This window comes from Synechococcus sp. CS-603 (assembly GCF_977929215.1).
Window position 1 is genome coordinate 145,146 of record NZ_OZ376778.1, and the last position, 25,200, is coordinate 170,345.

The 25,200-nt window shown below is 61.6% G+C and carries 16 protein-coding genes, 2 tRNA genes and 3 rRNA genes; 7 read left to right on the top strand and 14 right to left on the bottom strand.

Annotation, left to right across the window (positions count from 1 at the left end):
* Positions 1-95: 95 nt before the first annotated feature.
* Both ACXMDM_RS00800 and ACXMDM_RS00805 read right to left on the bottom strand, forming a co-directional pair.
* A complete protein-coding gene (locus ACXMDM_RS00800; RefSeq protein ID WP_145536609.1) occupies positions 96-476 on the bottom strand; it encodes a hypothetical protein in 381 nt (126 codons plus the stop codon).
* A 62-nt stretch (positions 477-538) separates the two neighbouring features.
* A complete protein-coding gene (locus tag ACXMDM_RS00805) occupies positions 539-3,904 on the bottom strand; it encodes a glycosyltransferase (RefSeq protein WP_071800185.1) in 3,366 nt (1,121 codons plus the stop codon).
* A gap of 62 nt (positions 3,905-3,966) precedes the next feature.
* On the opposite strand from ACXMDM_RS00805, the gene ACXMDM_RS00810 reads away from it, so the two are divergent.
* The 4 genes from ACXMDM_RS00810 to mtnC are packed head-to-tail and all read left to right on the top strand — an operon-like array spanning position 3,967 to position 7,669.
* Positions 3,967-5,340: a hypothetical protein gene (locus ACXMDM_RS00810; protein ID WP_145536606.1), complete on the top strand. Its 1,374-nt coding sequence runs from the start codon at positions 3,967-3,969 to the stop codon at positions 5,338-5,340.
* Between the two features lie 37 nt (positions 5,341-5,377).
* A complete protein-coding gene (locus ACXMDM_RS00815) occupies positions 5,378-6,226 on the top strand; it encodes a DNA-formamidopyrimidine glycosylase (RefSeq protein WP_071800188.1) in 849 nt (282 codons plus the stop codon).
* Positions 6,227-6,266: 40 nt separating this feature from the next.
* The gene (gene mtnB, locus ACXMDM_RS00820) at positions 6,267-6,914 is read left to right on the top strand and encodes a methylthioribulose 1-phosphate dehydratase (RefSeq protein ID WP_071801958.1); all 648 of its coding nucleotides are present in this window, start codon (positions 6,267-6,269) and stop codon (positions 6,912-6,914) included.
* Complete coding sequence (gene mtnC, locus ACXMDM_RS00825; protein ID WP_083544379.1) at positions 6,911-7,669, top strand: acireductone synthase; 759 nt, start codon at positions 6,911-6,913, stop codon at positions 7,667-7,669. Before mtnB ends, mtnC begins: the two co-directional genes overlap by 4 nt.
* A gap of 130 nt (positions 7,670-7,799) precedes the next feature.
* On the opposite strand, the gene rrf is transcribed toward mtnC, so the two are convergent.
* From rrf to ACXMDM_RS00875, 10 genes are all read right to left on the bottom strand, one after another.
* A 5S ribosomal RNA gene (gene rrf, locus ACXMDM_RS00830) occupies positions 7,800-7,916 on the bottom strand.
* A 137-nt stretch (positions 7,917-8,053) separates the two neighbouring features.
* Positions 8,054-10,941, bottom strand: a 23S ribosomal RNA gene (locus ACXMDM_RS00835).
* Positions 10,942-11,503: 562 nt separating this feature from the next.
* A tRNA-Ala gene (locus ACXMDM_RS00840) sits at positions 11,504-11,576 on the bottom strand.
* Between the two features lie 9 nt (positions 11,577-11,585).
* Positions 11,586-11,659: transfer RNA gene (locus ACXMDM_RS00845), tRNA-Ile, on the bottom strand.
* 206 nt (positions 11,660-11,865) lie between these two features.
* Positions 11,866-13,351, bottom strand: a 16S ribosomal RNA gene (locus ACXMDM_RS00850).
* The 16S, 23S and 5S rRNA genes sit together here with 2 tRNA genes alongside, the layout of an rRNA operon.
* A gap of 659 nt (positions 13,352-14,010) precedes the next feature.
* Positions 14,011-14,820, bottom strand: coding sequence for an inositol monophosphatase family protein (locus ACXMDM_RS00855; protein WP_071800190.1), 810 nt, complete (start codon positions 14,818-14,820; stop codon positions 14,011-14,013).
* Positions 14,817-16,217, bottom strand: a complete 1,401-nt coding sequence (locus ACXMDM_RS00860; RefSeq protein ID WP_071801960.1) for a BCD family MFS transporter — start codon at positions 16,215-16,217, stop codon at positions 14,817-14,819. Before ACXMDM_RS00860 ends, ACXMDM_RS00855 begins: the two co-directional genes overlap by 4 nt.
* A 55-nt stretch (positions 16,218-16,272) precedes the next feature.
* On the bottom strand, positions 16,273-17,934 hold the full coding sequence (locus ACXMDM_RS00865; RefSeq protein ID WP_071800192.1) for a TolC family protein: 1,662 nt from the start codon (positions 17,932-17,934) through the stop codon (positions 16,273-16,275).
* A 68-nt stretch (positions 17,935-18,002) separates the two neighbouring features.
* A complete protein-coding gene (locus tag ACXMDM_RS00870; RefSeq protein ID WP_259722824.1) occupies positions 18,003-19,391 on the bottom strand; it encodes a TIGR03279 family radical SAM protein in 1,389 nt (462 codons plus the stop codon).
* A gap of 22 nt (positions 19,392-19,413) precedes the next feature.
* Positions 19,414-20,286 (bottom strand): undecaprenyl-diphosphate phosphatase, encoded by an 873-nt coding sequence (locus ACXMDM_RS00875; RefSeq protein WP_259722825.1) that lies wholly within the window; start codon positions 20,284-20,286, stop codon positions 19,414-19,416.
* A 127-nt stretch (positions 20,287-20,413) separates the two neighbouring features.
* Between ACXMDM_RS00875 and ACXMDM_RS00880 the strand changes: the two genes are divergently transcribed.
* The 3 genes from ACXMDM_RS00880 to nadB all read left to right on the top strand — a co-directional run bounded on the left by ACXMDM_RS00880 (position 20,414) and on the right by nadB (position 23,397).
* Positions 20,414-21,154 (top strand): DUF3120 domain-containing protein, encoded by a 741-nt coding sequence (locus ACXMDM_RS00880; protein ID WP_499569899.1) that lies wholly within the window; start codon positions 20,414-20,416, stop codon positions 21,152-21,154.
* 111 nt (positions 21,155-21,265) lie between these two features.
* Entirely contained in the window at positions 21,266-21,643 is a 378-nt protein-coding gene (gene psbU / locus ACXMDM_RS00885) for a photosystem II complex extrinsic protein PsbU (RefSeq protein ID WP_071800197.1), read from the top strand.
* Between the two features lie 32 nt (positions 21,644-21,675).
* The gene (gene nadB, locus ACXMDM_RS00890) at positions 21,676-23,397 is read left to right on the top strand and encodes an L-aspartate oxidase (RefSeq protein WP_259722826.1); all 1,722 of its coding nucleotides are present in this window, start codon (positions 21,676-21,678) and stop codon (positions 23,395-23,397) included.
* On the opposite strand, the gene ACXMDM_RS00895 is transcribed toward nadB, so the two are convergent.
* Both ACXMDM_RS00895 and ACXMDM_RS00900 read right to left on the bottom strand, forming a co-directional pair.
* Entirely contained in the window at positions 23,375-24,301 is a 927-nt protein-coding gene (locus ACXMDM_RS00895; RefSeq protein WP_071800201.1) for a vitamin K epoxide reductase family protein, read from the bottom strand. The two genes, nadB and ACXMDM_RS00895, sit on opposite strands and share 23 nt — an antisense overlap.
* On the bottom strand, positions 24,298-25,197 hold the full coding sequence (locus ACXMDM_RS00900; RefSeq protein ID WP_259722827.1) for a BtpA/SgcQ family protein: 900 nt from the start codon (positions 25,195-25,197) through the stop codon (positions 24,298-24,300). The genes ACXMDM_RS00895 and ACXMDM_RS00900 overlap by 4 nt, the downstream gene beginning before the upstream one ends.
* Between the last annotated feature and the right edge of the window lie 3 nt (positions 25,198-25,200).

Sequence of the window (25,200 nt, forward strand, 5' to 3'; positions counted from 1 at the left end):
CGGCCAAGGTCAAATCCACAGCAAGCTAGGCATTGAGTCCGTAGCCTTCCCAAAAAAGTTGCGGTGAAAAACGTTGATCCTGGTTCCTATCGTTGTCAGTCGTAGAGGCTTTGGATACGGCCCACCCGTTTCAAACTCTCCTCTCCAAGAGAGCTGCCAGCTCGGCAGAGCAGATTATTGAGGCTCCAGTTCACGTCGCGGCTGCGGAATTCCACCACTGAAGAAGACTGGCCATGGTCTTGCAACAGAGGCCGCAGAACCTTCAACACGGTTTCAAGACTGATCAGGCAGGCGTCGACTACGGCAGGATCCGTGCTGACCATGGAACTATCGGAGCGTTGGAGGTAGCGATACTCCGTTTGGATGGTGCTGGCATAGGTGTGCGCGCAACGGTAAAGCAGCACCGTGCACAGCATGTCTTCGCAGAAGTTCAGCTGGGGGTCCTTGGGGAGGCCCATAGTCTTGAGCTGCGCCATGGCTTGCTCCAAAAGGCTGCGGCGGATCAGTTTGTTGGCCAGGTTGTTATGGGATTCACCAATCAGATAGCTCTCCAGGATGGCGGCATCACGCGCATCGTTTCTGTTGCAAACTGCTGAAGGATGTAAGGGGCCTTCCCTGGTGGCACGACCCAGAATGGACACTCCACCACATCGGCCTCGGTGCTGCGGGCCCTTGCCAGCATCCGTTCCATGAACACTGCTTCCCCGTGGTCGTCATGGTCAAAGAACCAGAGGTAGCTGCCCGATGTTGCATTGGCAACCGCCGCTCGGGCGCGGAAGGCTCCCTGGCGCTCTGGAAGCTGCAACAAGGAAGCGGGGATTCCCTGGGCCCTCAGCCCGTCCAGCACGTCCTCCTCCACAGCGCAGCCATCGGCCACCACCACCACCTCGAAATCGCGGAATGTCTGTAGAACCAAGGCGGCCAGTGCAACCTCCAACTCGCTGACCTTGCCGTGGAAGGGAATCACCACCGAGATCTGCAGGCGCCGGGCTGCGGCTCGGCTCGCCTGATCAAAATTGGGCTTTAAGTGAGCAAGCACTTCAGCGTGATCCACCAGTTGGTCCTGCCACTGCTTCAACAACAGCATTCGGGAATGGGCGCTCTCTGGCAGGGCCTGATCATCTGCAAGGTCAGTCTCCAGAAGCTCCCTGGCTGCGCCCAACACCCATTCCGGGCAGGGGACATGGAGCTGGCTGAGTCGTAACAACAGAACGATCGCGCGCCGGCGTGCTTCACGGCCAGCCACCCCGCCGGCATGAGAACTCTCCCGCCACTGAAGCGCCCCGTAGCGGCTGAACTGTTCGTTCAGGATGGGCAGCCAGCTTGGCAGGGCATCGCCAGAAAGGAGAGGCCCCAGCCGATCCAGCACAACCACGCCAGACCAACACAGCTCGGCTCTCTGGTCCGCATCCGGTGCCGCCTCGGTTTCGGCCTGGATCCGCCCATCGATCGCGGCCAGCAGTTCCATCCATTGGGCGGCGATTCCCTCCAGCTTCAAGGCGATGGCAGGCGGTTGCTCCAGGATGGTGGCGAGTTGATCGAGAGCCTCGCCGTCGCGGCCCGCCGCCAAGGCGTCCAGGCAGGCATCGAGAGCCTGGCGTAAGGCTTCCAGGCCTTGCTGGCACGCCTGTTGCTGCTGCACCCACTTCTGTTCATTCAGCACCTCCAGGCCAACCTCGAACATCAGCGCCACGCGGTGCTCCAACAGGTGGGCACCCCGCACTCGCAAGCTGGCCGCCTCCCGGTCTTGAAGGCGATGGGTCTCGAGCGCACGTTGCCTGGCCGCCCTCAGTTCCCGGGGCGACGACACGTCCACCAGCAGGAAATCACGACCGGCGATCAGGGAAGGAGCCAGGTCGTCGAGCACGGCACCAGCAAGCTCACGATCCACGATTGGCAGTTGTCCAGCTGCAATTGCGTCGAAGAATCGCAACGAGAGATCGGATCGAACCGGCAGGCAAAGCGAGAAGAGATGTTGGCACCAGTCAGCAAAACGCTCTTCGGCCGACATCGTAAAATAGGAATAAACTTCATTTTCTTCAAGCTGTAACTTCACATGCTCACTCACCAAACCCTTGCCATAGCAACGCACAAGTTCACTCCGCCTGGTACCGACAGCCCAGTCACTTTTAGTATTGGAATAACTTGTGAACCGGCCAGATATTTCGGTAGAGCGCTGATCGCCAAGCGGGGTGGCGACAAGAAGCCGTTCCAGCGTAGGCATCGACCACTGGGCGCAGCAGAGTGGCAGTGGATAGGTGGTTCTAGGATTGACATCGGCCAAAAAACCGCTGCCGTGATGATGGGAAGGGACACAGACATCCAGCTCCTTAGCAAGCCTACAATTACTAATGTAGCTATGATGATTGTCCCAGAACCAACCAATCACCAGAGAGTTTGTCTCGGCCCGAATCCGTTGGATCTCCTCCAGCTCCCCGTTGATTAGGTGCAGACACGCTAGATAGAGAGTGTCGCGGCGTGGTGGGCCGAGTTTTTCCCCCACCGTGATCCGCTCAATCTCCGCCAGAGCCGTGCTCCCACAGGCGGGCTCGAGCAATCCACGCAACGTGTCTTCCAGCGTTGCGTATAATCCAGGATCGAAGTATCGCCCCAGCCTCCTGCTGGCCAGATGGATCCGGCGTGGCCGGAACGAACCAAGTCGTTCCTGCTCATCCAAACAGCGGCGAACCATCGCCTTGAGATCGGCGCTGACCCTGGCAGCGAACCGTGGCGGATGTTCGGCCAGCCTTTCGGCAGGATCAGCCAACTTCAGCCTCAAGGCAGCCTGTACTCCTGGCACAGATCCATGAAGCGGGTGCTGCCGCAAGCTTTTCAGGCCAGCCTGCTGCCGCTCCGTGAACCGATGCCCACCGGATGCGAGATCAAGCTGCATCCGATGCCGCTTGGACGTGAGTCCAGTGGAGAACGGAGCCACGGGCGTCAATCCAATCCCTGCCATCTGCAGAAACAAGCCAACGGTGGCATCTTCAAAGAGGATGGTGTCGTTAGCCAAAAACGCCTGATGGGTAACGAAGGCATAGGCGAGCGCCTCCAGTCCGCGTCGCCCAAGCACGTAGGCGAATCCCCCATCGGCGTACTGGCTGACGATCGGTGCCTGATAGCTGAGGCCATCCAGATTCTGGTTCCGGCACGTACCTAAATGATCTCCATTCCAGAACTGGCGATGATTCGGAAAGCCGGTGACAGGATGCCCCGCATAGGCCACGTCGTTTCTGAGCAGATCGTGGAGGTGGGATCGAAAGAGGTCCGCTGAGTCCAGCCGTATGTCGTCTTCGAATTTGTAGATCAGCCGTGGTGCCGCCACCATGGCCAGCAAGGTGTAGGCGAGAAGGCACTTGCTGCAGAGGCCTTCGTAATCGTCGCGGCAGCTCAGACCGAGAAGCGAATCCCCATAGCTGAAGCGAAAACCACCTTCCCGTCCCTCTGGATTTCCCACCGCGATGAGATGGAGCAGTTCGCTGTCCAAGCTCTTGAAGGAATCGAGGCTTCGCTGAGCCTGCTCCACTCTCGGCAGGCAGCTGATATGCAGAATGCAGACCTGATCCTTCAAATCTTGCCGCAGCCGCTCAGCAGCGTCACCGCTGAGCAGTGCAAACAGGTGGCTGCCCAGCGACAGGAAGCCCTCGTTCTGCGCATGCAGCGACCAGATAGCACAGATCCGCCTGAACAGCCACTGATCAATGGCCTCCGGATCGTCGCATTCAGCCAGATCCTCTCGAAAAGATCCCACCAGCTCAGCCAGCCTCAGACGCTGCGCGCTAAGCCCTGGCGCCAACTCCGAAGGCATGCTGAGGCCCTCATTGGCATCAAGCGTGAGACGCTCGAGCTGTTGCGTGTAATCGAGCGCCTGATCGAGTACTTCGAGCACCTGATGGGCCAACATCTAGGCGACAGGGTCGAAGGAATCCATGGCATCCAGTTTAAGGGAGACACGGCGCCGGTATCGTGCGACCTGAGCGCCAGGGGCAACTCCCTCACACCACGGCACCTCCCGACCCTCCCAGCACTCTCTTCTCCTGTCTGTGGGAATCCGCCGATCCCGCGTCGGCCATTCGCACCTTGGCGGCTGGAGCGCTGGAGACCGAGCCGATCTCATTTGACGCGATCGAAGCCGTCTGTCGCTTGCGCGATCCTGACCTGCTCGAACGGGCCTGGCAGCGGCTGAGTCGTTGCACGCCAGGTCCCTGGCAGTGGTATTACCGCACCTGGCTCTGGCTCTGCGCTGGCCGTCGCTGGGACTGGGAGCCCAGCTCCGATCCGCAGGCCTGGGCGATCGTGCCGCTGCTTCCCCCGGAAGGCCTGCGCCGCCTGCGTGCCGCTGCAGCAGAAGGCAGCCTCTCGTTGCCCCCCGATCGGCAACAAGAGTTGCTGACCTGTCTTGCCGCCAGCGAAAAGCCGGCCCCCATCTCCCTAGCGCTCGCGGAAAATTTCTACGCCAGGCTCGGCCCCAGCCTGCGCCGGCCTTGGCACAACTGGGAGTCGCCAGAAGCAGCCAGCCCGGAGGCCCTTGAGGGGCTCGTTGCAACCCTGCGGGATGCCCAGGCGATGCAGCAACCATTCAGCCTGATCCGCCTCGGTGATGGTGAGGGGCTGTTCCTTTGCGGCGAGCGTCACGATCTCGGTGGCGCCATCGCCAACGGCACACACATCGATCCCCAGCTCCATGCCCTGGGCAACCGGCTCGACCCCACCAGCTACGAGCAGCTCCTTGAACACTTCCGTCAGGCCATCGCCGGCAGCGACCTCATCGCCATCCCGGATCTGGAGCAATGCCACCACGGGCCTGAATTCATGCACACCGTGGCCGCTGGCCTGCAGCGCCACTTTCCAGGCGCTGCCCTGGAGAACCTGCGGCCGCGCCTGCTCAACGGCGGCTGGCACCTGCACAACTTCCTTCTGCAACACAATGCCTACCGCCATGGACCGTTCCTGGCGGTGGCGGCAGTGATCGCTCCTTCGCTGCCGCCCTCCCTGGCACACCTGGCGGCGAGCAGCTTCTTGATCCCAGGGGAATTGAACCGCCGTGCCGATGCCTATGGCAGCGATGCCCATTACCCGGTGATCTATGGGCAGGTGCTCGCCTGGATCGAAGCCTCCATCCGCCCGGGAATGCTGGTGCTCGTAGCGGCCGGCATCCTGGGCAAGATCTACTGCCACGCCATCCGCGAGCAGGGCGGCATCGCCCTCGATGTGGGCTCCGTGCTCGATCTCTGTGCCGGCCATGGCCACACCCGCGGCGAATACCGCCTCAACCCCTGGCTCAAGGCGCGGGCGGAACAGGCCTTCACCCCACTCTTCACCCCAGTGCTCGCGTCTTGAGCCTTCCTGCCAGGCTGCGTGAATCAATCCTGAGCGCATGCCCGAACTCCCTGAGGTGGAAACCGTGCGCCGCGGGCTGGAGCGCCAGCTCAACAACGCCTTCGAGATCGACAGGGTCGAGGTGCTGCGGGCACGCGCCATCGCCGCGCCCGCAGATGTCGATCAGTTCCGTGCCGGGCTGATCGGTTGCCTGGTGGGCACCTGGAGCCGCCGCGGCAAATACCTGATGGCCGAGCTGAGCCGCGGCGGCCAGGCGGCAGGCCACTGGGGCGTGCATTTGCGCATGACCGGCCAATTTCTCTGGCTGGATCAACCCCGCGACCCCTGCCGCCACACCCGGGTGCGCTGCTGGAACCGCCAGGGGCAGGAATTGCGCTTCATCGACGTGCGCAGCTTCGGCCAGATGTGGTTCATCCCCTCCGGCCAGGCTTGCTCCAGCGTGATGACGGGCCTGCAGAAGCTGGGCCCCGAACCCTTCAGCTCAGGCTTCAACGGCCCCTACCTGCAGCAGAAACTCAAAGGCTCCGTCCGCCCAATCAAGGCCGCCCTGCTCGACCAGGCGCTGGTGGCTGGCGTCGGCAACATCTACGCCGATGAATCCCTCTTCAACGCAGGCGTGGCCCCCCAGCGCCGCAGCGGCAGCCTCAGCCCCGCAGAGCTCGAGCGGCTATGCCAATCACTGATCGAGGTGCTCGAGATCAGCATCGGCTCAGGTGGCACCACCTTCAGCGACTTCCGCGATCTCAGCGGCACCAATGGCAACTACGGCGGCGTCGCCTGGGTCTATCGCCGCAGCGGCCAACCCTGCCGCCGCTGCGGCCAACCGATCCAGCGCCTGCGCCTGGCAGGACGCAGCAGCCACTGGTGCCCCAACTGCCAGCATTGAACCGGTGCAGGAGAATGGTGATCGTGCCGTGAATGGGTCCGTGCCCACAACCGCTCCTGACGACCAGGCCAGGGCCTTGAGCGCAGTCATCGCGGCGATTCATGCCAGGGGCTGGTGCGACGGCACCGGCGGAAATTTCAGCTGCGTCAGCCGGACCGAGCCGCTGGAGCTGCTGATGGCCCCCAGCGGTGTCGACAAGGGCTCCATTGAGCCCGAAGACCTGATCCTGGTGAATGGCGAGGGCCAGGTGATCGCCGGCCATGGGGCAGCCAGCGCCGAAACCCTGCTGCACCTGGAAATCGTCAGGCGCACGGGGGCCGGAGCCGTACTGCACACCCACTCCCAGGCCGCCACCCTGCTCTCCCGTCGGGCCCTGCGCAACGGGTCGCTGCGGATCGGTTCTCTGCAAATAGAGGGCCTGGAAATGCTCAAGGGCCTGGCGGGCCAGTTCAGCCACAACAGCTCGATTGCTATTCCCGTGCTGGCCAACGATCAGGATCTGCGTCGCCTCAGCCTGGCGGCCTCACCACACCTGGGCGAAGCCCCCCACGGCCTGCTGATCGCCGGCCACGGGCTCTATGCCTGGGGACAGGATCTCTTCTGCGCCCGCCGCCATCTGGAAATTCTCGAATTCCTGCTCGAGCAGAGCTGGCGTGAGTTGCTGCTGCCACCCCTTACCAAGCCATGAACACAGCCACGAACGCAGCCACCAACGCCGCCATGACCACCATCAGCCATGTCCTGCTCGACATCGAAGGCACCACCTGCCCGGTGAGCTTCGTGGCCGCCACGCTCTTCCCCTACGCCCGAGCTCGCCTTCAGCCCTTCCTGCAAGCACACGGGCAGGATGCCGATCTGCAACCGTTGCTCAGCGATCTCAACGCGGCCTGGCACAGCGCCCATCACGAAGCCAAAAAACCACAGAATGAGCCTCCCAGCCTTGATCAACTCTGCCGTTTTCTTCAGCAGCTGATCGATGCCGACCGCAAGCTCACCGCCCTCAAAGATCTGCAGGGATTGATCTGGAACGAGGGCTATGCCGATGGCGAACTGTGCACTCCCCTGTTTAACGATGTGCCACCAACACTGAAGCGCTGGCATGCCGATGGCCTGCAACTGGCGGTGTATTCATCAGGATCCGTAGCGGCCCAGCAACTGCTCTACGCGCACAGCAACGCCGGTGATCTGTGCCCACTGTTCAGCGCCTGGTTTGACACCCGCAGCGGCCCCAAACAGGATCCAGCCAGCTATCTACAAATCGCCAACTCTCTCGCCGTATCTGCCGCCAAAATCCTGTTCGTGAGCGACTCCCTTGCCGAGCTCGATGCCGCCCAGGCCAGCGGCCTGGCCACACGCTTCAGCCGCAGAGCTGGCAATCCAGAACAGCACCCCGGCAGCCACAACCTGATCAACAGCCTGGACGACATTCAACTCACAGGCTGAGTTGAAGTGACTTGAGTTGAAAAGACTGATTTCAAACCACAAAAAAAGCCACCTTGCGGTGGCCTTTTCGTCTTGGTCTAGCCGCTAGATCTAGCCGCGCTCAACCAAAAATGGATGGACAAGAGTTTTATCCTGGCATCGAGCTATTTTTGCAGGAAGCTTCCCTCCAACTATCGTCGCCGCTACTGCGTTTCACAACCGAGTTCGAGATGGATCGGAGTGGGTCCACAGTGCCATGAACACCAGGAAATAATCTCTTGCCCCCAAGGTGAACCCTGAGAACTGCCTAGGTAAGTAGAATCCCATCAACACACCCTTTCAGGCCGTTGGCAGAATCCTTCTGAATATCAAACAGCTCATGCTATCTGCAGCAAGAGCGAAGTGTTGGTCAAGCCCTCGGTCTATTAGTACTCCTCCGCTTCACGCATTGCTGCGCTTCCACGTAGAGCCTATCAACGGGTGTTCTTCCCGTGACCTTACTGGCTTAAGCCATGAGAACACTCATCTTGAGGTGGGCTTCCCACTTAGATGCTTTCAGCGGTTATCCTCTCCGCACATGGCTACCCAGCGTTTACCGTTGGCACGATAACTGGTACACCAGAGGTGCGTTCCTCCCGGTCCTCTCGTACTAGGGAGAACTCCTCTCAATGTTCTTACGCATGCACCGGATATGGACCGAACTGTCTCACGACGTTCTGAACCCAGCTCGCGTACCGCTTTAATGGGCGAACAGCCCAACCCTTGGGACCGACTTCAGCCCCAGGTTGCGATGAGCCGACATCGAGGTGCCAAACCTCCCCGTCGATGTGAACTCTTGGGGGAGATCAGCCTGTTATCCCTAGAGTAACTTTTATCCGTTGAGCGACGGCCCTTCCACTCAGAACCGTCGGATCACTAAAGCCGACTTTCGTCCCTGTTCGACTTGTTGGTCTCACAGTCAAGCTTGCTTCTGCTTTTACACTCGTCGGCTGATTTCCAACCAGCCTGAGCAAACCTTTGCGCGCCTCCGTTACCTTTTAGGAGGCGACCGCCCCAGTCAAACTGCCCACCTGATACTGTCCAGCCCCCGGATAACGGGTGGCTGTTAGAACCCTAGCTCTGAAAGAGTGGTATCTCACCGTTGGCTCACCATGACCCGCAAGCCATGGATCAAAGCCTCCCACCTATCCTGCGCATTCAGAGCCCGGGCACAATACCAAGCTACAGTAAAGCTTCATAGGGTCTTTCTGTCCGGGTGCACGTAGTCCGCATCTTCACAGACAATTCTATTTCGCCGAGCCTCTCTCCGAGACAGCGCCCAGATCGTTACGCCTTTCGTGCGGGTCGGAACTTACCCGACAAGGAATTTCGCTACCTTAGGACCGTTATAGTTACGGCCGCCGTTCACCGGGGCTTCAGTCGCTAGCTTCGCTTTCGCTGACCAGCTTCCTTAACCTTCCGGCACTGGGCAGGCGTCAGCCCCCATACATCGTCTTGCGACTTAGCGGAGACCTGTGTTTTTGGTAAACAGTCGCCTGGGCCTCTTCACTGCGACCACCTTGCGGTGGCACCCCTTCTCCCGAAGTTACGGGGCCATTTTGCCGAGTTCCTTAGAGAGAGTTATCTCGCGCCCCTCGGTATTCTCTACCACCCCACCTGTGTCGGTTTCGGGTACAGGCCATCATGCCTTAACGGGTATAGGGCTTTTCTTGGAAGCTTGACATCACCCACTTCGCTGCCGTAGCAGCTCGTACTCACGCCTCAGCTCAGAGCGTTTTCTCCGCTCCTCAACGCCTCGAACGCTTGAACCAGTAACCAACATCTGGCTGGGCTAGCCTTCTCCGTCCCCCTTCCCAAAACATGACAGGTACAGGAATGTTGACCTGTTGTCCATCGACTACGCCTTTCGGCCTCGCCTTAGGTCCTGACTAACCCTCCGCGGACGAGCCTGCCGGAGGAACCCTTAGGGTTTCGGGGCATGGGATTCTCACCCATGTTTTCGCTACTCAAGCCGACATTCTCACTTCCATGCAGTCCACGCCCGCTTACGCTAACGCTTCACCCCACATGGAACGCTCCCCTACCATTTGAATGTTCCTAAGAACAATTAAATCCGCAGCTTCGGTACAATGCTTAGCCCCGTTCATTTTCGGCGCAGGATCGCTCGACCAGTGAGCTATTACGCACTCCTTTGAGGATGGCTGCTTCTGGGCAAACCTCCTGGTTGTCTGGGCAATCCCACCTCCTTTATCACTCAGCATTGATTTAGGGACCTTAGCTGGCGGTCTGGGCTGTTTCCCTTTCGACCATGGAGCTTATCCCCCACAGTCTGACTGCCTAGTTTCACACAGGGTATTCAGAGTTCGTATCGATTTGGTACCGCTCTCGCAGCCCGCACCGAAACGGTGGCTTTACCCCCCTGCTATAGCACTAAACGCTACGCCTCAACGTATTTCGGGGAGAACCAGCTAGCTCCGGGTTCGATTGGCATTTCACCCCTAACCACAGCTCATCCGCTGGTTTTTCAACACCAGTCGGTTCGGACCTCCACTTGGTATCACCCAAGCTTCATCCTGGCCATGGTTAGATCACCCGGGTTCGGGTCTATAAACACTGACGATCGCCCTATTCAGACTCGCTTTCGCTATGGCTCCACCATTTCCGGTTTAACCTGCCAGTGCCTATAAGTCGCCGGCTCATTCTTCAACAGGCACACGGTCATCCTATGAGTAGGACTCCCATTGCTTGTAAGCTCACGGTTTCATGTTCTATTTCACTCCCCTCCCGGGGTTCTTTTCACCTTTCCCTCGCGGTACTGTTGCGCTATCGGTCACACAGGAGTACTTAGCCTTACGAGGTGGTCCTCGCGGATTCACACGGAATTTCACGTGCTCCGTGCTACTCGGGATACAGCTAGGCCAGTTTCGTTTTCGAGTACGGGGCTTTCACCCTCTCTGGCGCGCCATTCAAACGCTTCCTCTAACGTCCCTGGTCCACATTGCTGTCCCACAACCCCGATGGTCGAAACCATCGGTTTAGGCTCGTCCCCGTTCGCTCGCCGCTACTCAGGGAGTCGTTTTTACTTTCCTTTCCTCCAGCTACTAAGATGTTTCAGTTCGCTGGGTTGGCTCGAGCCAGCCTATGGATTCAGCTGGCCGTTCTAGGGGTTGCCCCATTCGGAAATTCCCGGATCAAAGCGTGTTTCCAGCTCCCCGAGACTTATCGCAGGTAACTACGTCCTTCATCGCCTCTGTGTGCCAAGGTATCCACCGTGAGCCCTTTGTAGCTTGACCAATGTTTCTCCACACAGCATTGCTGCGGTTGTACGCAGATTCTCCTGGTTTTACCATCATCAGCTCTGCAACCTTTCAACCACAAGGATTAAAAGATTAAAGACTTCAGAGGTAAAAACAAGATCAAACCCAGTTGTTTCGGCAACAACCAGGAACCATGCAGAGTCTCGGCTCTTACTTTAGAATCTCTCAATTCCTCCTCAGCAACAACGCCATCCGCTCGCCGCTCACCAAAGCAAGCGATCAAGCCAATGGAGCTATCACTGGATCTGGAATTGAGCATCTATGAGATGCTTAATATTCAGACTTACCTATGCAGTTGTCAAGGTTCTGCTGACCACCACTCCATCAGCCTTACAGCCAACAGAGCAAGAGTCCAGCGTCTTTTCAATGGATTAAAATGTTAAAATAACTCTAGTAGAATCTATTCAAAAAAATAAATCCAATAGAATGACTCTAATCTAATCAAATGAAAGGAAGCTGAAATCCATTCACAGCAAAAAAATCTAGTCTCACCATCAAAGTTTCTCCTGTTGCTTTCGCTAAAGGAAGGTTTGGTCAGTGGAGGTTAGCGGACTCGAACCGCTGACATCCTGCTTGCAAAGCAGGCGCTCTACCAACTGAGCTAAACCCCCAAACACGAATGGGCCATCCTGGACTTGAACCAGGGACCTCACCCTTATCAGGGGTGCGCTCTAACCACCTGAGCTAATGGCCCAGGGGAACCCTTGTGGGGTGTGACCTAGACAAAGTTTAGGAACAGAATAAACTTAGAGCAACACGAAAACATCATGATTACCATTGCTGGCTACCATCACAGCTCATGCCACCTAAGTCATCGAGGTACCGATTATCCATCGAGATGACAGGACTTTGGCCTCACCACAAATTGGGTCAGACATCAAAGTCAGTTTTGTCTCCCTGTTAGGAGGTGATCCAGCCGCACCTTCCGGTACGGCTACCTTGTTACGACTTCACCCCAGTCATCAGCCCCACCTTCGGCGTCCTCCTCCCTTACGGGTTGGAGTAACGACTTCGGGCATGGCCAACTTCCATGGTGTGACGGGCGGTGTGTACAAGGCCCGGGAACGTATTCACCGCAGTATGCTGACCTGCGATTACTAGCGATTCCTCCTTCACGTAGGCGAGTTGCAGCCTACGATCTGAACTGAGCCACGGTTTATGGGATTTGCTAGCTCTCGCGAGTTCGCTGCCCTTTGTCCGTAGCATTGTAGTACGTGTGTAGCCCAGGACGTAAGGGGCATGATGACTTGACGTCATCCACACCTTCCTCCGGTTTATCACCGGCGGTCTCTCTAGAGTGCCCAACTAAATGCTGGCAACTAAAGACGTGGGTTGCGCTCGTTGCGGGACTTAACCCAACATCTCACGACACGAGCTGACGACAGCCATGCACCACCTGTCACTGCGTTCCCGAAGGCACCCCCCGATCTCTCAGGGGTTCGCAGGATGTCAAGCCCTGGTAAGGTTCTTCGCGTTGCATCGAATTAAACCACATACTCCACCGCTTGTGCGGGCCCCCGTCAATTCCTTTGAGTTTCACACTTGCGTGCGTACTCCCCAGGCGGAACACTTAACGCGTTGGCTACGACACCGAGAGGGATAATTCTCCCGACACCTAGTGTTCATCGTTTACGGCTAGGACTACAGGGGTATCTAATCCCTTTCGCTCCCCTAGCTTTCGTCCATGAGCGTCAGTTATGGCCCAGCAGAGCGCCTTCGCCACTGGTGTTCTTCCCGATATCTACGCATTTCACCGCTACACCGGGAATTCCCTCTGCCCCTACCACACTCTAGCCCAGTAGTTTCCATTGCCTGGATGGAGTTGAGCTCCACTTTTTAACAACAGACTTTCTGGGCCGCCTGCGGACGCTTTACGCCCAATAATTCCGGATAACGCTTGCCACTCCCGTATTACCGCGGCTGCTGGCACGGAATTAGCCGTGGCTTATTCCTCAAGTACCGTCATGTCTTCTTCCTTGAGAAAAGAGGTTTACAGCCCAGAGGCCTTCGTCCCTCACGCGGCGTTGCTCCGTCAGGCTTGCGCCCATTGCGGAAAATTCCCCACTGCTGCCTCCCGTAGGAGTCTGGGCCGTGTCTCAGTCCCAGTGTGGCTGATCATCCTCTCAGACCAGCTACTGATCGATGCCTTGGTGAGCCATTACCTCACCAACAAGCTAATCAGACGCGAGCTCATCCTCAGGCGAAATTCGTTTCACCTCTCGGCATATGGGGTATTAGCAGCCGTTTCCAGCTGTTATCCCCCTCCTGAGGGCAGATTCTCACGCGTTACTCACCCGTCCGCCACTAGCCCGAAGGCCCGTTCGACTTGCATGTGTTAAGCACGCCGCCAGCGTTCATCCTGAGCCAGGATCAAACTCTCCGTTGTAGTCACTCGTCCTGTAAACCAGCTCAACTAACCTAAAACTTTCGTCTTAAACTAATCTCACCAATCGCAACCAGTGCCGCCACTGAACAAATCGCCTTACCTTACGATAATCGCTTTACCCAGGGCCTCCTTCTCGCAAGAAGGGTTCGAGAGTGCATCAACCACTTCGTCATCACCTTGCAGCAACAACCAGCGCATCAATGACTTTCCAAATCACTCAGATCCGGTCGCAGTCTTCTCTATTGGAACTTTTCATCGCCTGCAACACCCGTGAAAGCGCTACTGGCAACATCCCAACAAACAAGCTGCTTGTTTCTTTTTGACGGGACCTCACACCTTTGCTGCTCGTTCGTTAAAACCCCAGCCTGCTAACCGTAAATTCACGTCGCTTTCGCTTCGCTCACTCACGCTCACAAGCCAAGACCTCAACGCAGCAAAAGCGTCGGTTCCTAAACTTTTCTTTTGTCCAGGTGCGTCGCTCCGCCCTCTCAGGCTCACGACTCGGCGGTCTCTCAACCGCTTTTGAAACCTACAGCATCGTTGGCTTGCGCCTTCTTCTCTGTTCGGTTCTGCAGCACTCGCCTCGCGGCTCCTGCGCAGTCCGAAAATGTAGCACAGGAGACAACCTAAACGGCCTGAACCGCACCCAACCAACCAGGTCAGCGGCTCAGCAGCGCCTCGCCCCAGGGCATGAACACATCCAGGGTGGCTGGATCCTTGGCCGCCAGCACAGGAAAATCACTGTCCGCGAGGTTGGCGCCAGGCTCAAGGGCTTCCGGACTGTTCTGCAACCAACGCAAAGGGCAGCCCAACTCGGAGAGCACCAGCCAGGCGGCCGCCAGATCCCAGATCTTCGGGGTGGCCTCCAGAGCTGCCACCGTCTGCCCCATGGCCACGCTGACCAGATTGAGGCTGGCCACACCCAGCAGGCGAATCTTGCCGGGAAAGCGGCGATCCGGCAGCTTCTGCAGGACGCCGATGGAACGGCTGCAGAGCGAGGCGCAACCGATCGAGCGGCCATCTGTGGAGGGCGGCAACAGCCGTTTGCCGTTGCGCCAAGCCCCCTGGCCCCGCATCGCCACGATCCGTTGCCGGAGGGGCGGCACATCCAGGATCGCCAGCACCGGAACGCCCCCCTCAAAGCGCGCCAGGGAAATCGCCCAGTAAGGGATTCCCGCCGCAAAGTTGGTGGTGCCATCGAGGGGATCGACAACCCAATAAGCCGCCGAGCTGGGAAGGCGCTTGTCGCCTTCCTCACTGAGCACCCCTTCACCGGGATAAAGCTGGCCCAGGCCGCACACGAGGGTGTCGTCACTCCAGCGGTCACAGGCCGTGATCAAGCTGCCATCGGCTTTGGCTTCCGGTGTGGCATGCCCGAAGTCAAGGCGTTGACGGTCAGCCACCTGATCGATGAGGGAATGGATGGGCAACGCCTCCGGGCCCAGGGAAGCAGCGGAGGACGCGGTCATCCGAGCTCGAGCGAGAGAACTTGCGAAAGGCTGCGGCCGGTGTCCTGCTTGAAGCGACGCAGGTTCAGCCTGGAGAGCACCAGCAACGCCCCGATGGCCATCAGGGCCTCAAGGCTGAGCACCAGGGCGAAGGGCAGAAAGGCCCCCTGGGACGGACTGAGCGACCGGCCCAGATCCAGCAAGCCGCCCCCCAGCAATTTGGCCATGGCCCGCGAGAAGGCCTGGGCCAATCCCCAGACGCCAATGAAGGTTCCCGCGGCCTCCGGCAAGGTGAGATCGAGCATCAGACAAAGCGTGCTGTTGGTTCCGATCCCGGAGGCCAGGCCGAAGACCAGTATCACCGTCTTGAGAACCGTCACCTGGGCGGTGAGCCCGGCCAGCAACAGCAGCAGCATCGAGCCGGCGATCAGCTGGCAGCCCAACCGGGCCGTGGCCAGCGGTCCCAGGCGCGGAACGATCCACCAGCCAGCCAGCAGCAGGCCAACGAGGGTGCCGGAACCCCAGAGCGCATTGAGACCGGCCGTGGCGGCAATCGGCATGCCGAACACCTCCGCTCCATAGCTTTCCAGCACCGGATCTTGAAGGAACAGCGCCAGGGTGAACAGGGTGACAAACAGAAAGAAGACAGCCACCTGACGGCTGGAGGTGATCAGGCCCCAGGCCCGGCCCATGGTGACGGCGTCTTCCCGTTCGGCGCTGCGGCTCAAGCCGCTGGCAGCGCTGGAGGGCTCCACGCCCCAGGTGGCCAGAAGGGTGATCGCGAACACCAACAGGGCCGAGCGAACCAGGAAGGGGGACAGCACCGCTTCAAGCACGGCCGGATCGCTGACCCCATCGAGGCTGCGCAGGCTGAGGGCAATCGAAATGGCCCCAGTGACAATCCCGACAGTGAGCATGCACCAGATGATGCCGACGGCCCTGGAGCGTTGCTGCTCGGTGGTGCGATCAATCACCAGGGCCAGGTAGGCCGTGCTGGCCATCGACACCGCCAGGCCGTAGCAGGCGAACAGGCCGCAGAGCAGCACAATGCCGATCACGACCGCCTGGGAATCCTGGGCGTAGAAAGCCCCGGCGAGGCGGAAAGTGAGCGGCACCACCAGCATGGCCAGTCCGCAGAAACAGGCCGCTCCCAACCAGATGTAGGGGGTGCGGTGGCGGCCCGCAAACGAATGGCGATCGGAGATTTGTCCGAACAGGACCCTGGAGGGGGCCACGAACTGCTCGAAGGCCAGAGCTCCACCCACCAGCAGGCCGGGAAAGCCCAGCTCGCTGAGCATGACGCGATTCAGCAAACCGGCAAACACCACGGCCAGAAAACCAAGGCAAGCCTGAAACAGTCCGAGCCTCAAGGTGCTGGGGATCGAGAGCCCGGGGCCGGAAGCTTCCGCGGGATTCATCGGGGCGGAGGCGAACGCCGCAGTGACCTTATCAAGGGCCAAAGCGGTGAACGAATCACAGGATCGAATCCGCCTGGCAAGCCGATTGCAAGGGCAGAGGTTCGATCGGGATCTGGGTGGTGGGGTCAGCCTGGGGCTTGACCGACGGCAGGACCGGTGGCTTGCAGAGGGCGAGCTGGTCGAGGCCGGTGCGGCGCCGCAATTCAGCCAGCCGCCTGTTGTAGTCGGTGACCGAGCGGGCGTAACGAACTTCGGCGTTGGTGAGATCGCGCTGGCTGTCCACCACCTCCCGCTGGGTGGTGACACCGGCCTGGAAACGCAGGCGGGCCAGCCTCAGCGCCTCGCGGGAGGAAATCACTTCTCGGGATGTGGTGGCAATGTCACGGTTGTTTTTGAGCAGCTCATAAAAGCTGGTTTCCACCTCCTGGCGGATCGAATCCCGCCGACTGGCGAAACGGAAGCGGCTTTCCTCAGCCGCCTGCTTCTGCTGGCGATACTCAGCGGCGGCGCGCCCGCCATCAAAAAGCGACCAGCTCAGATTGAGGCCGATGGCGTTGTCAAAGTTATAGGTGAAGATGCTCGTGTCGATGGATTGTCCTGCCGGCACGTTGGTCTGTCCGTTGAATCGATTCCAGCCAAAATTATTAACGATGCTCAAGAACGGCTGAACAGCCCCGATTGAAACATTGGCGCTGCTGTTGGAGATTGAGATATCGAGAATGATCTGGTCGAGTTCTTCGCGGAAGGCGTAGGCAGCCACGATGCTTTCCTGCAGCGAGGGCAACCAGGAAGCCAGCACCCGGGCAGGCTCCTTGGCCGTTGGGGTGACGTCCTGGGGGAGATCAAGGAAGGAGGCCAGGGTGCGACGGGCCACGGACTGATCGGCCAGTGCCGTTGTCAACAGCTGCTGGTCGCGGGCGAGCTGGGTTTCGGCCTGGAGCACCTCCAGCTTGGTGGAGACACCCGCCTGGAAGCGGGCCCTGGCATCGCGCAGGCTGACCAAAGACGCTCGGACCGATTCCTGGCCAATGCGCACGTTCTCATCGGAGAGTTGCAGATCGAAGTAGGACTGGGCCACCTGCAGCCTGAGATCACGCAGGGCAATCAGGTACTGGTTCTGGGCCTGCTCGAATTGGTCACGGGCCCTGGCGATCTGGGGCACCCGCTGGGGATTGATCAGATCCCAGTTGATGCCGATGTTCATCTGGGCGCCGAAGCGCAATCCGGTGGTGGCTCCGGGGTTGGAGAAGCTGCCATCGCTGCTGCTCTGGAAGCGGTAGTTGTTGCTGAGGCCTGGAAAGCTGTTGCTGGTGCTGAGGTTGATGTTGGGGTACCAGGCCGAGATCTGGGCCCTGAGGTTGGACTTCGCCTGATCCATCTGGGAGGCGACCGCCTTGAGGTTGGGGTTGTTGACCTCAGCCAGGGTTTCCACATCACTGAGCCCCAGGGGTCTCAGTTCCTGAATCCGCACCTGATTGGGCGTGATCGGCAAGGCCAGCGCGGGGGGAGCGGCCAGGGGTTGCAGGGCGGGGCTGAGTTCCGTCGCCGCCGGTGCCAGCACGGAGGGATCCGCAAGGGGGCGCTCGCCAACCACCTCCGGAGCCAGGGGGATACCCGTGGATTGAGGGACAACAGCCTCCTGCGCAGGCGGATCCTGGGCTGGGGCCTCGGCCTCCTGGCTCCAACCCGGCCGTGCAACGGCGGGTACCAAGGCCATCCCTGCCAGTGCCGTGATTGCAAGGATCGATGGCCGCACGCCAAACAAATCGGTTGTTCCGACAGAGCTTAAGGAACAAGCCCTTCGCTGCCGACACAAGCGGCCACGAAATCATCTGCCCCAGCCACCAGCGCAATCGGCACCGGGCACTGGGCAGCGAACTGCTCGAGGCTCATGTCGTCAAGGAAGACGGGCTCCCCTTGCCGCAGCAGCACCGAGGGGAGAAGCAGCTGATCGCCCAGGTCCTTGTCCGCCAGCCCCAGCAAAAGATCCGAGCCGGTCAGCAGGCCGGTCACCACCTGGTCCTGGCCCCAATACGGGCTGGGTAAGCCATGCAGGATCAGCTCCAGGCCATCCACGGCATTGAGCCGCTCCACCACCGGGCTGAGGGCGCCAGCCACCAGTTGCCCCACCACCCAGCTGACCCGCCGCGGAGCGGCCAGGCGCTCGGGGAGGCGGCGGGTGGCCTGATCGAGGGCATCGAGGAAGGCGCGGATGGTGCCGACACCGTTCTCCTGCTGGGGCAGGTCTTCGTAGGCGGAGCGGGGCGGCAGGGGCAGGCCCGCAATCAGATACCACTCATCGGAGAGCCAGGCGAAACGGCTGCCCAGCGGCCCCAGGCACTCCTGCTGGAAGGGCTCCACCAGCTCAATGACGGCACGGGCGCAGGCCCGGTCGACGGGCACAAGGGAATCCTGATCGGGGCGGAAACGGGTCAGCCCCACCGGCACCACCGCCGCCGAGAGCACCGCCGGCCAGGGCTCAGCGGCAAAGCCGGCCAGATCCCTGAGGCTGCGCAGCAACGCCTCACCGTCGTTCAGGCCCGGGCAGACCACCACCTGAGCATGGATCTGCAGGCGCCGTTCGGCAAACCAGCCCAACTGGTCGAGCAGCAGGCCGGCCCGGGGATTGACCAGCAGGCGGCTGCGCAGCGCAGGCTCGGTGGCGTGAACGGAGACAAACAACGGGGAGAGCCGCTGTTCTTCGATGCGCTGCCAGTCGGCAGCATTGAGATTGGTGAGCGTGAGATAGGAGCCGTAGAGAAAGCTGAGCCGGTAGTCGTCGTCCTTGACGTACAAACTGCGGCGTTTGCCCGGCGGTTGCTGGTCGATGAAGCAGAAGGCGCAATGGTTGTTGCATTGGCGCAAGCCATCAAAAAGCGCTTCGGTGAAGCCCAGGCCGAGGCCGTCATCGGCGTCCTTTTCGATCTCCAGCCGATGGCTGCTGCCGCTGGGATCCTCCACCTCGAGCACAAGCTCTTCCTCGCCGACAAGAACCCGCAGATCGATCAGATCCCTCGGCCGCACGCCGTTGATGCTCAGCAACCGGTCGCCGGGTTGAAAACCGAGCTCTTCGCCGATCGATCCGGGCTCAACATTGGCCACCACCGCCGGTTGGGGCAGGCGGCCCGGTTCAGCGGAGGCCAGCTGGATACCGGCGGAAGGCTCATTCCACACGGGATCGATGGCTCAGGGGAGTTCAGTTTGGCGGAGTGCCGCTCCTGGCCACCCAGATCAGCAGGACAACGCCGAAAGCCAGCCTGTAGCCGACGAACAACCAGGTGCTGTGGGTCTGAAGAAAGCGCAGCAACCAGGCGATCGCCAGCCAGGACACCACCGCCGCCGCCGCGATCCCCACCAGCATCGGAACCGGACCGAGAACCGCATCAGCGGCAAAAGCCGTCCTCAGCTCCACCAGCCCGGCCAGGCTGATGGCGGGGATACCCAGCAGGAAGGAGAAACGGGCGGCGTCGGCACGCCGCCAGCCATCGAATAAAGACGCCGTCAGCGTGCTGCCCGAACGGGAGACGCCGGGGATCACCGCCAGGGCCTGGGCCATGCCCACCAGGGCCCCATCGATGGGCCTCACCTGGGGCAGGTCCCGACGCCGGCGCCCAACGCTTTCGGCCAGGGCCAGCAGCAGGGCCATCACGATCGAAACAATGGCGATCGAGGTGATCCCGCGCAGGGCGGAGGTTTCGTAGCCCGGCCAGAAGCCCTTGATCGCCAGGCCGGCCACCAGGATCGGCAGGGTGCCGATCAGCATCGCCTGGCCAAGCCGAGCTGAGGGATCGGTCCAATCGCCCTGCTGCCAGGCCCGGCTGATGCCATGGATCACGGCGGCCAGATCACGGCGGAAGTAAATGATCACCGCGCCGATGCTGCCCAACTGGATGACCGCCGTGACGGCCACACCGGGATCACCCCAGCCCAGCAGCACCGGCACCACCTTGAGATGGGCCGTGCTGCTGATCGGCAGAAACTCCGTGAGCCCCTGAACCACTCCCAGCACCAGGGCATGCCAGCACGCTTCAAGAAGCCCCAGCGCTGGCGGGGAGATGGCGGCAGGCATCGGGATTGAGAATCCAAAGCGACCTGACCCTATGGCCCCGACCCATGCCATCTGGAGCAGCCAATCAGCGCAGCCCTTCCCCGTTCCCAGGGAGCGGTCCCTTAAGGTTGCTTACCTTTCTTCATACATGTTGGTGAGCGGGGTTCCAGTCACCTTCCCCAAGACCGAGGACAGCCTGAGGATTCGGCTGACCTTGCCGCTCGACCAGGAGCGCACGGATTCATGGCGTCTCGTTGCTGTCGCCGCTGCGCTGATCGTGGTGCCGGTGTTCCTGCAGGCCCCCTGGGTGCGGCTGCAGCCCTTTAGTGCGGCGGTTTTCACCGCCTGCCTGCTGGGTGTGGCCCTTCGGCTTGAGCAGCATGGTCGCGGGTCCTGGCGCCAGATCGGCCTTCTCCTGGTGGGCTTTTCGGGCAGCTGGCTGGGGGGGTGTCTGTTCTGGGGCTGGTTCCGCCTGCATCCGCTCCTGCATCTGCCGATCGAAGCCTTTGCCCTTCCCCTGGCCATAGCCGGCCTGAGGGGGCGCTGGCACCTGGCCGCCTGCTTTTATCTGGCTTCCCTGCTGGGCACGGCCTGCACCGATGCGGCCATGGCCCTCACCGGGGTGATGCCGTTCTGGCCCCTGGTCCTCAACGCCTCGCTCGCCGATGCGCCCCTGTTGCTGGCTGAAGCCGCCCGCCAAGTGCTGCATCCCTTCGCCTTGCTCGTGGTGGCGGGCTTCGCCGCCGGGCTGATGGCCCTGGGCCGCAGGCTGGCGGCGGAAGACAGCGCCGGCCGGGTCGCCGCCGCAGCCTTGGTGATGACCCTGGCTGTCGATGGCCTGTTCCTGATGGCGGCCTTGCTTGCCCCCCAGTTCAGTGGGCTGATCTGAAAGCCTGGCTTGAAGAACTGCGAAAACTAGAGCGGGCTGGGAGGGAACAGCGGCAGCCTGGCTGTAGCGTTGCTTTGGTCCCGCCTGGGGGCCCACGCAAGGAGAATTTTGATGAAACGGCTGGTTGCCTGGCTGATGAGCGGCGTGCTTCTGGCCGGCCTGCTCCTTTCCCTGTTCCTTCCCTCCGCCGCTCAGGCCGCAGAGCGCCGAAATCTGGTGGACGACAAGATTGCCTCCGCCCAGGGGAAGGTGGATCTCAACAATTCCTCAGTTCGAAGCTTCCAGCAATTTCCTGGCATGTATCCAACCCTGGCCGGCAAGATCGTGATCAGTGGGCCCTACGAATCGATCGATGACGTGCTCAGCCTTGATCTGACCGAGCGTCAGAAGGAACTGTTCGAAAAGTATCGCGATAATTTCATCATCACGCCGTCTTCAATCGCCCTCAACGAAGGCTTTGATCGCATCAACAACGGCGTCTACCGCTGAGCCCTAAGCTCCAGCTCCCGCCTTGAGGCGGCATGGCTGCGGACGCTCAATCTCAACCGCTCCTGGCCAGCCATTGGGATGTGGTGGTGGTCGGTGGCGGTGCCGCCGGGCTGATGACCTGCCTGGAACTTCCCGTTGGCTTGCGGGTGCTGTTGATCAGCAAGGACAGAGCACCGCTCTCGGCCAGCCGCTGGGCCCAGGGGGGCATCGCGGCGGTGACCAGGCCGGAAGACAGCTTCACGAGCCACCGCCAAGACACGCTCAAGGCCGGTGCCGGTCTCTGCGATCCCCAGGCCGTTGAACTGCTCGTTCGCCAGGCGCCGGCCTGTGTCGAGCGCTTGCTGCAGCTCGGCATGGCGTTCGATCGCAGCAACGGAGGTCTGAGCACCACCTTGGAGGCGGCCCACAGCCACCGCCGGGTGCTGCATGCCCAGGACCGCACCGGCGGAGCCCTGGTGGACGCCCTCGAGCGGGAGGCCAAGCGGCGCCCGCTGCTGGAGCAGCGCCAGGGCCTGCTGGCCCTGAAACTCTGGGTCGAACGGGGCCGCTGCCAGGGTCTGCAGGTTCTCGATGGCCTGCAGGTGCGCTGGCTGCGGGCCCGGGCCGTGGTGCTCGCCAGCGGCGGCGGCGGCCACCTGTTCGAGAAAACCACCAACCCGGCGCAGGCCACCGGCGACGGGGTGGCGATGGCCTGGCAAGCCGGCGCCCAGGTGCGCGATCTCGAATTCGTTCAGTTCCACCCGACCGCCTTGATGCTGGCGGGCGCTCCCCACTTCCTGATCTCTGAAGCGGTGAGGGGCGAGGGCGCCCGGCTGGTGGACCACAACGGCCAGAGCCCCGTGGCCCAGCTGGCGGGGGGGGATCTGGCCCCTCGCGATCAGGTCAGCCGCGCCCTGGTGCGGACCATGCAGGAGCAACGGGTGGACCAGCTCTGGCTCGATCTGCGGCCGATCGGCGACGCGCGACTGGAACGGCAGTTCCCCACCATCCTGGGGCGCTGCCGGGAGCTTGGCCTGGAGCCGACCACCACGCCGATTCCGATTGCACCGGCGGCGCATTACTGGATGGGCGGCGTCAGCACCGATCTCAGCGCGGCCACCAGCCTGCCGGGGCTCTATGCCGTCGGAGAGGTGGCCTGCACAGGGGTGCATGGTGCCAATCGCCTGGCCAGCAATTCGCTAATGGAATGCCTGGTGTTTGCGCGCCAGCTGGGCGGGTTGACGCTGGCAGACCCTGACGGGCCAACCACTGCCGAGTCAGCCGTGGGCGAGCCGCAATCTGAACCCTGCACCGAGGCCCAGGCCCAGGGCCCCGGGGGTGGGGACGGCGGCGCCGCCATCGCCGGCCAGATCGCGGCGCTGCGGCGGCGCTGCTGGCGGGTGGCCGGGGTCGAACGTTGTGGCAGCGAGCTGCGCCAGGCCCTCGCGGACCTGCGGCTCGAGAAGCTCGAACTGGAGCATGAGCCTCTGCTGCGCGAGCTGGAACAGCTCGAACCCGGCCAGCGTCTGGCCCTCAGCCCAGCCCAGCGCCGCCGCCTGGAGCCGCTCCAGGACCTGCGGCAGATGCTGACGCTGGCGATCCTGCTGGTTGAAGCCGCCGAGTTCCGGCAGGAAAGCCGTGGCGGGCACTTCCGCACCGATGCCGCCAGCACCCAGCCGTTCTGGCAGCGCCACACGGTTCAGCAAAAAGACGCTGCGATTCAGACCGCCGCCCTCGGCCAGATCAGCAGCCCTAGGAGGGATCGGCGGGCTTGAAGCCGCTCAGCTCAGCCAGCCGAGCCAGGGGCTTGACGCCTGAATCCAGGCGGCCGTTGATCTCCCAGCTGGGGAAGCCCTGAATGTTCTTCTGATCGCACAGCGCTTTCTGGCTGTTCACCCCGTCGGCAGCGCACTCAACGATGGTGAGATCCTTGTAGGCCTCCTTGCCGAACATCTCTTTCTGCTCGTGGCAATGGGGGCACCAGTAGGCCGAATACATCACAGCGCCGGTGGCCTTGAGATGCTCAGCCAAAGCCACGGTCGCCGGGGTGCTGGCACTCATCACCACGGGCGGGGTGCCACGGGTTGACAGGGCCGCCGGCCGATCGACGGAGGCGGCCCAGCCCAGCCCAACCAGACCCACCACCAGGGCCAGAATCACGGCGCGGAAGATGAGCTGGCCACGGTCGGGCCAGTCCCCGCCGATCAGGCTGAGAACGAACAGCGCCACACTCAGAACCGCCGAGAGCACGCAGAAAAAGCAGAAGGCCTGGATCTTGAAGACCAGCAGTCCCATCAGCAGCAGGCTGAAGACCGCCATGCCACCGCTGGCCAGAAACAGGCCCCACCAGCTCAGCGCCGAGAGATTGGCCCGTTGCTCACCCTTCCAGACCAGCGGCAGCAAGGCCATCACCAACACGGCGGTGTAGGCCAGAAAGCCGAACAGGGAGAGCGGCTGGCCCAGCACACTTCCCCAGACGCTGTTGAGCACCTTGTCGCAGCCCTCGGCACCACCCGGGCAGTTGAGCGGACCGATCAGGCCCCAGCGCTTGAGGGTGATCGCGCCGGTGTCGATCGCACCGATCGTGGCCAGAACCGCCATCAGGACGCGGATCCAGCGCCGGCCCGGTTCGTTACGGCGGCGGCTGCCCAGCCGGCTGGTGAGTCGGGTGTTGGTCAAAGAAAAGGAACCGAATGTTGGAATTGTGGCAGCACCCGTTGACCACTGGATTGGTTGCGGATCGCCTGGTCGAGAGCGCTCTGGAGCGCCGCCACCCGGGCCGGATCCACAGGTCGCTCGATCAGCCCAGCCTCTTTCATCTCCGTGCCGGCGATCACCCCATCGCAGTGGGGAACCAGCGCGGCGATCCGATCTTCGGACACGCCGCTGCCGATCAGCACGGGGGCGCCCCTGGCCGCCGCCGTCGCCCGCTCCAGATCACGGCGGGCGGTGGGCTGGCCAGTGCCCACACCAGAAACGATCACCCCATCAGCCCCACCACGCTGGAGCACATCGGCCACGGCTTCGGCCATGCCCAGCGGTGCCAGCGGAGACCCGTGCTTGACGAGCACATCGGCGAGAATCAGAACCGATTCGGCGGCCAGCAGGCGCCTGCGGCGCAACAGCTCGGCGGCCTGCCCCTCGATCACGCCCTGGTCGGTCACGCAGGCTCCGCTGAGCACATTCACCCGCAGGAAACGGGCCCCACTCACCTGGGCGATCGCCAGCGCCGCCAGGGGGTCATTGCGCAGCACGTTGATGCCCAGGGGCAGGGGCGTGGCCGCCGCCACGCTGGTGGCGATCCGGGTCATGGCGGCCACGGTTTCCGGTGGCACCGTTCCGCGCCAGAAGGGCACATCTCCGAAGTTCTCGACGATCAAGCCGTCGGCACCGCCCTCGGCGTAGGCCCGGGCATCGGCGAGAGCCGCCGCCAGCACCGCCCCGAAATCACCGCACCAGCCAGGCGACCCCGGCAACGGCTGCAGATGCACCACCCCGATCAAAGGGCAACGCAGGGGGAACAGGCCCTGCCAGCGGCAGGCGGCGGGATCAGGGGCTTGGGGCGTAGATCTCATAGG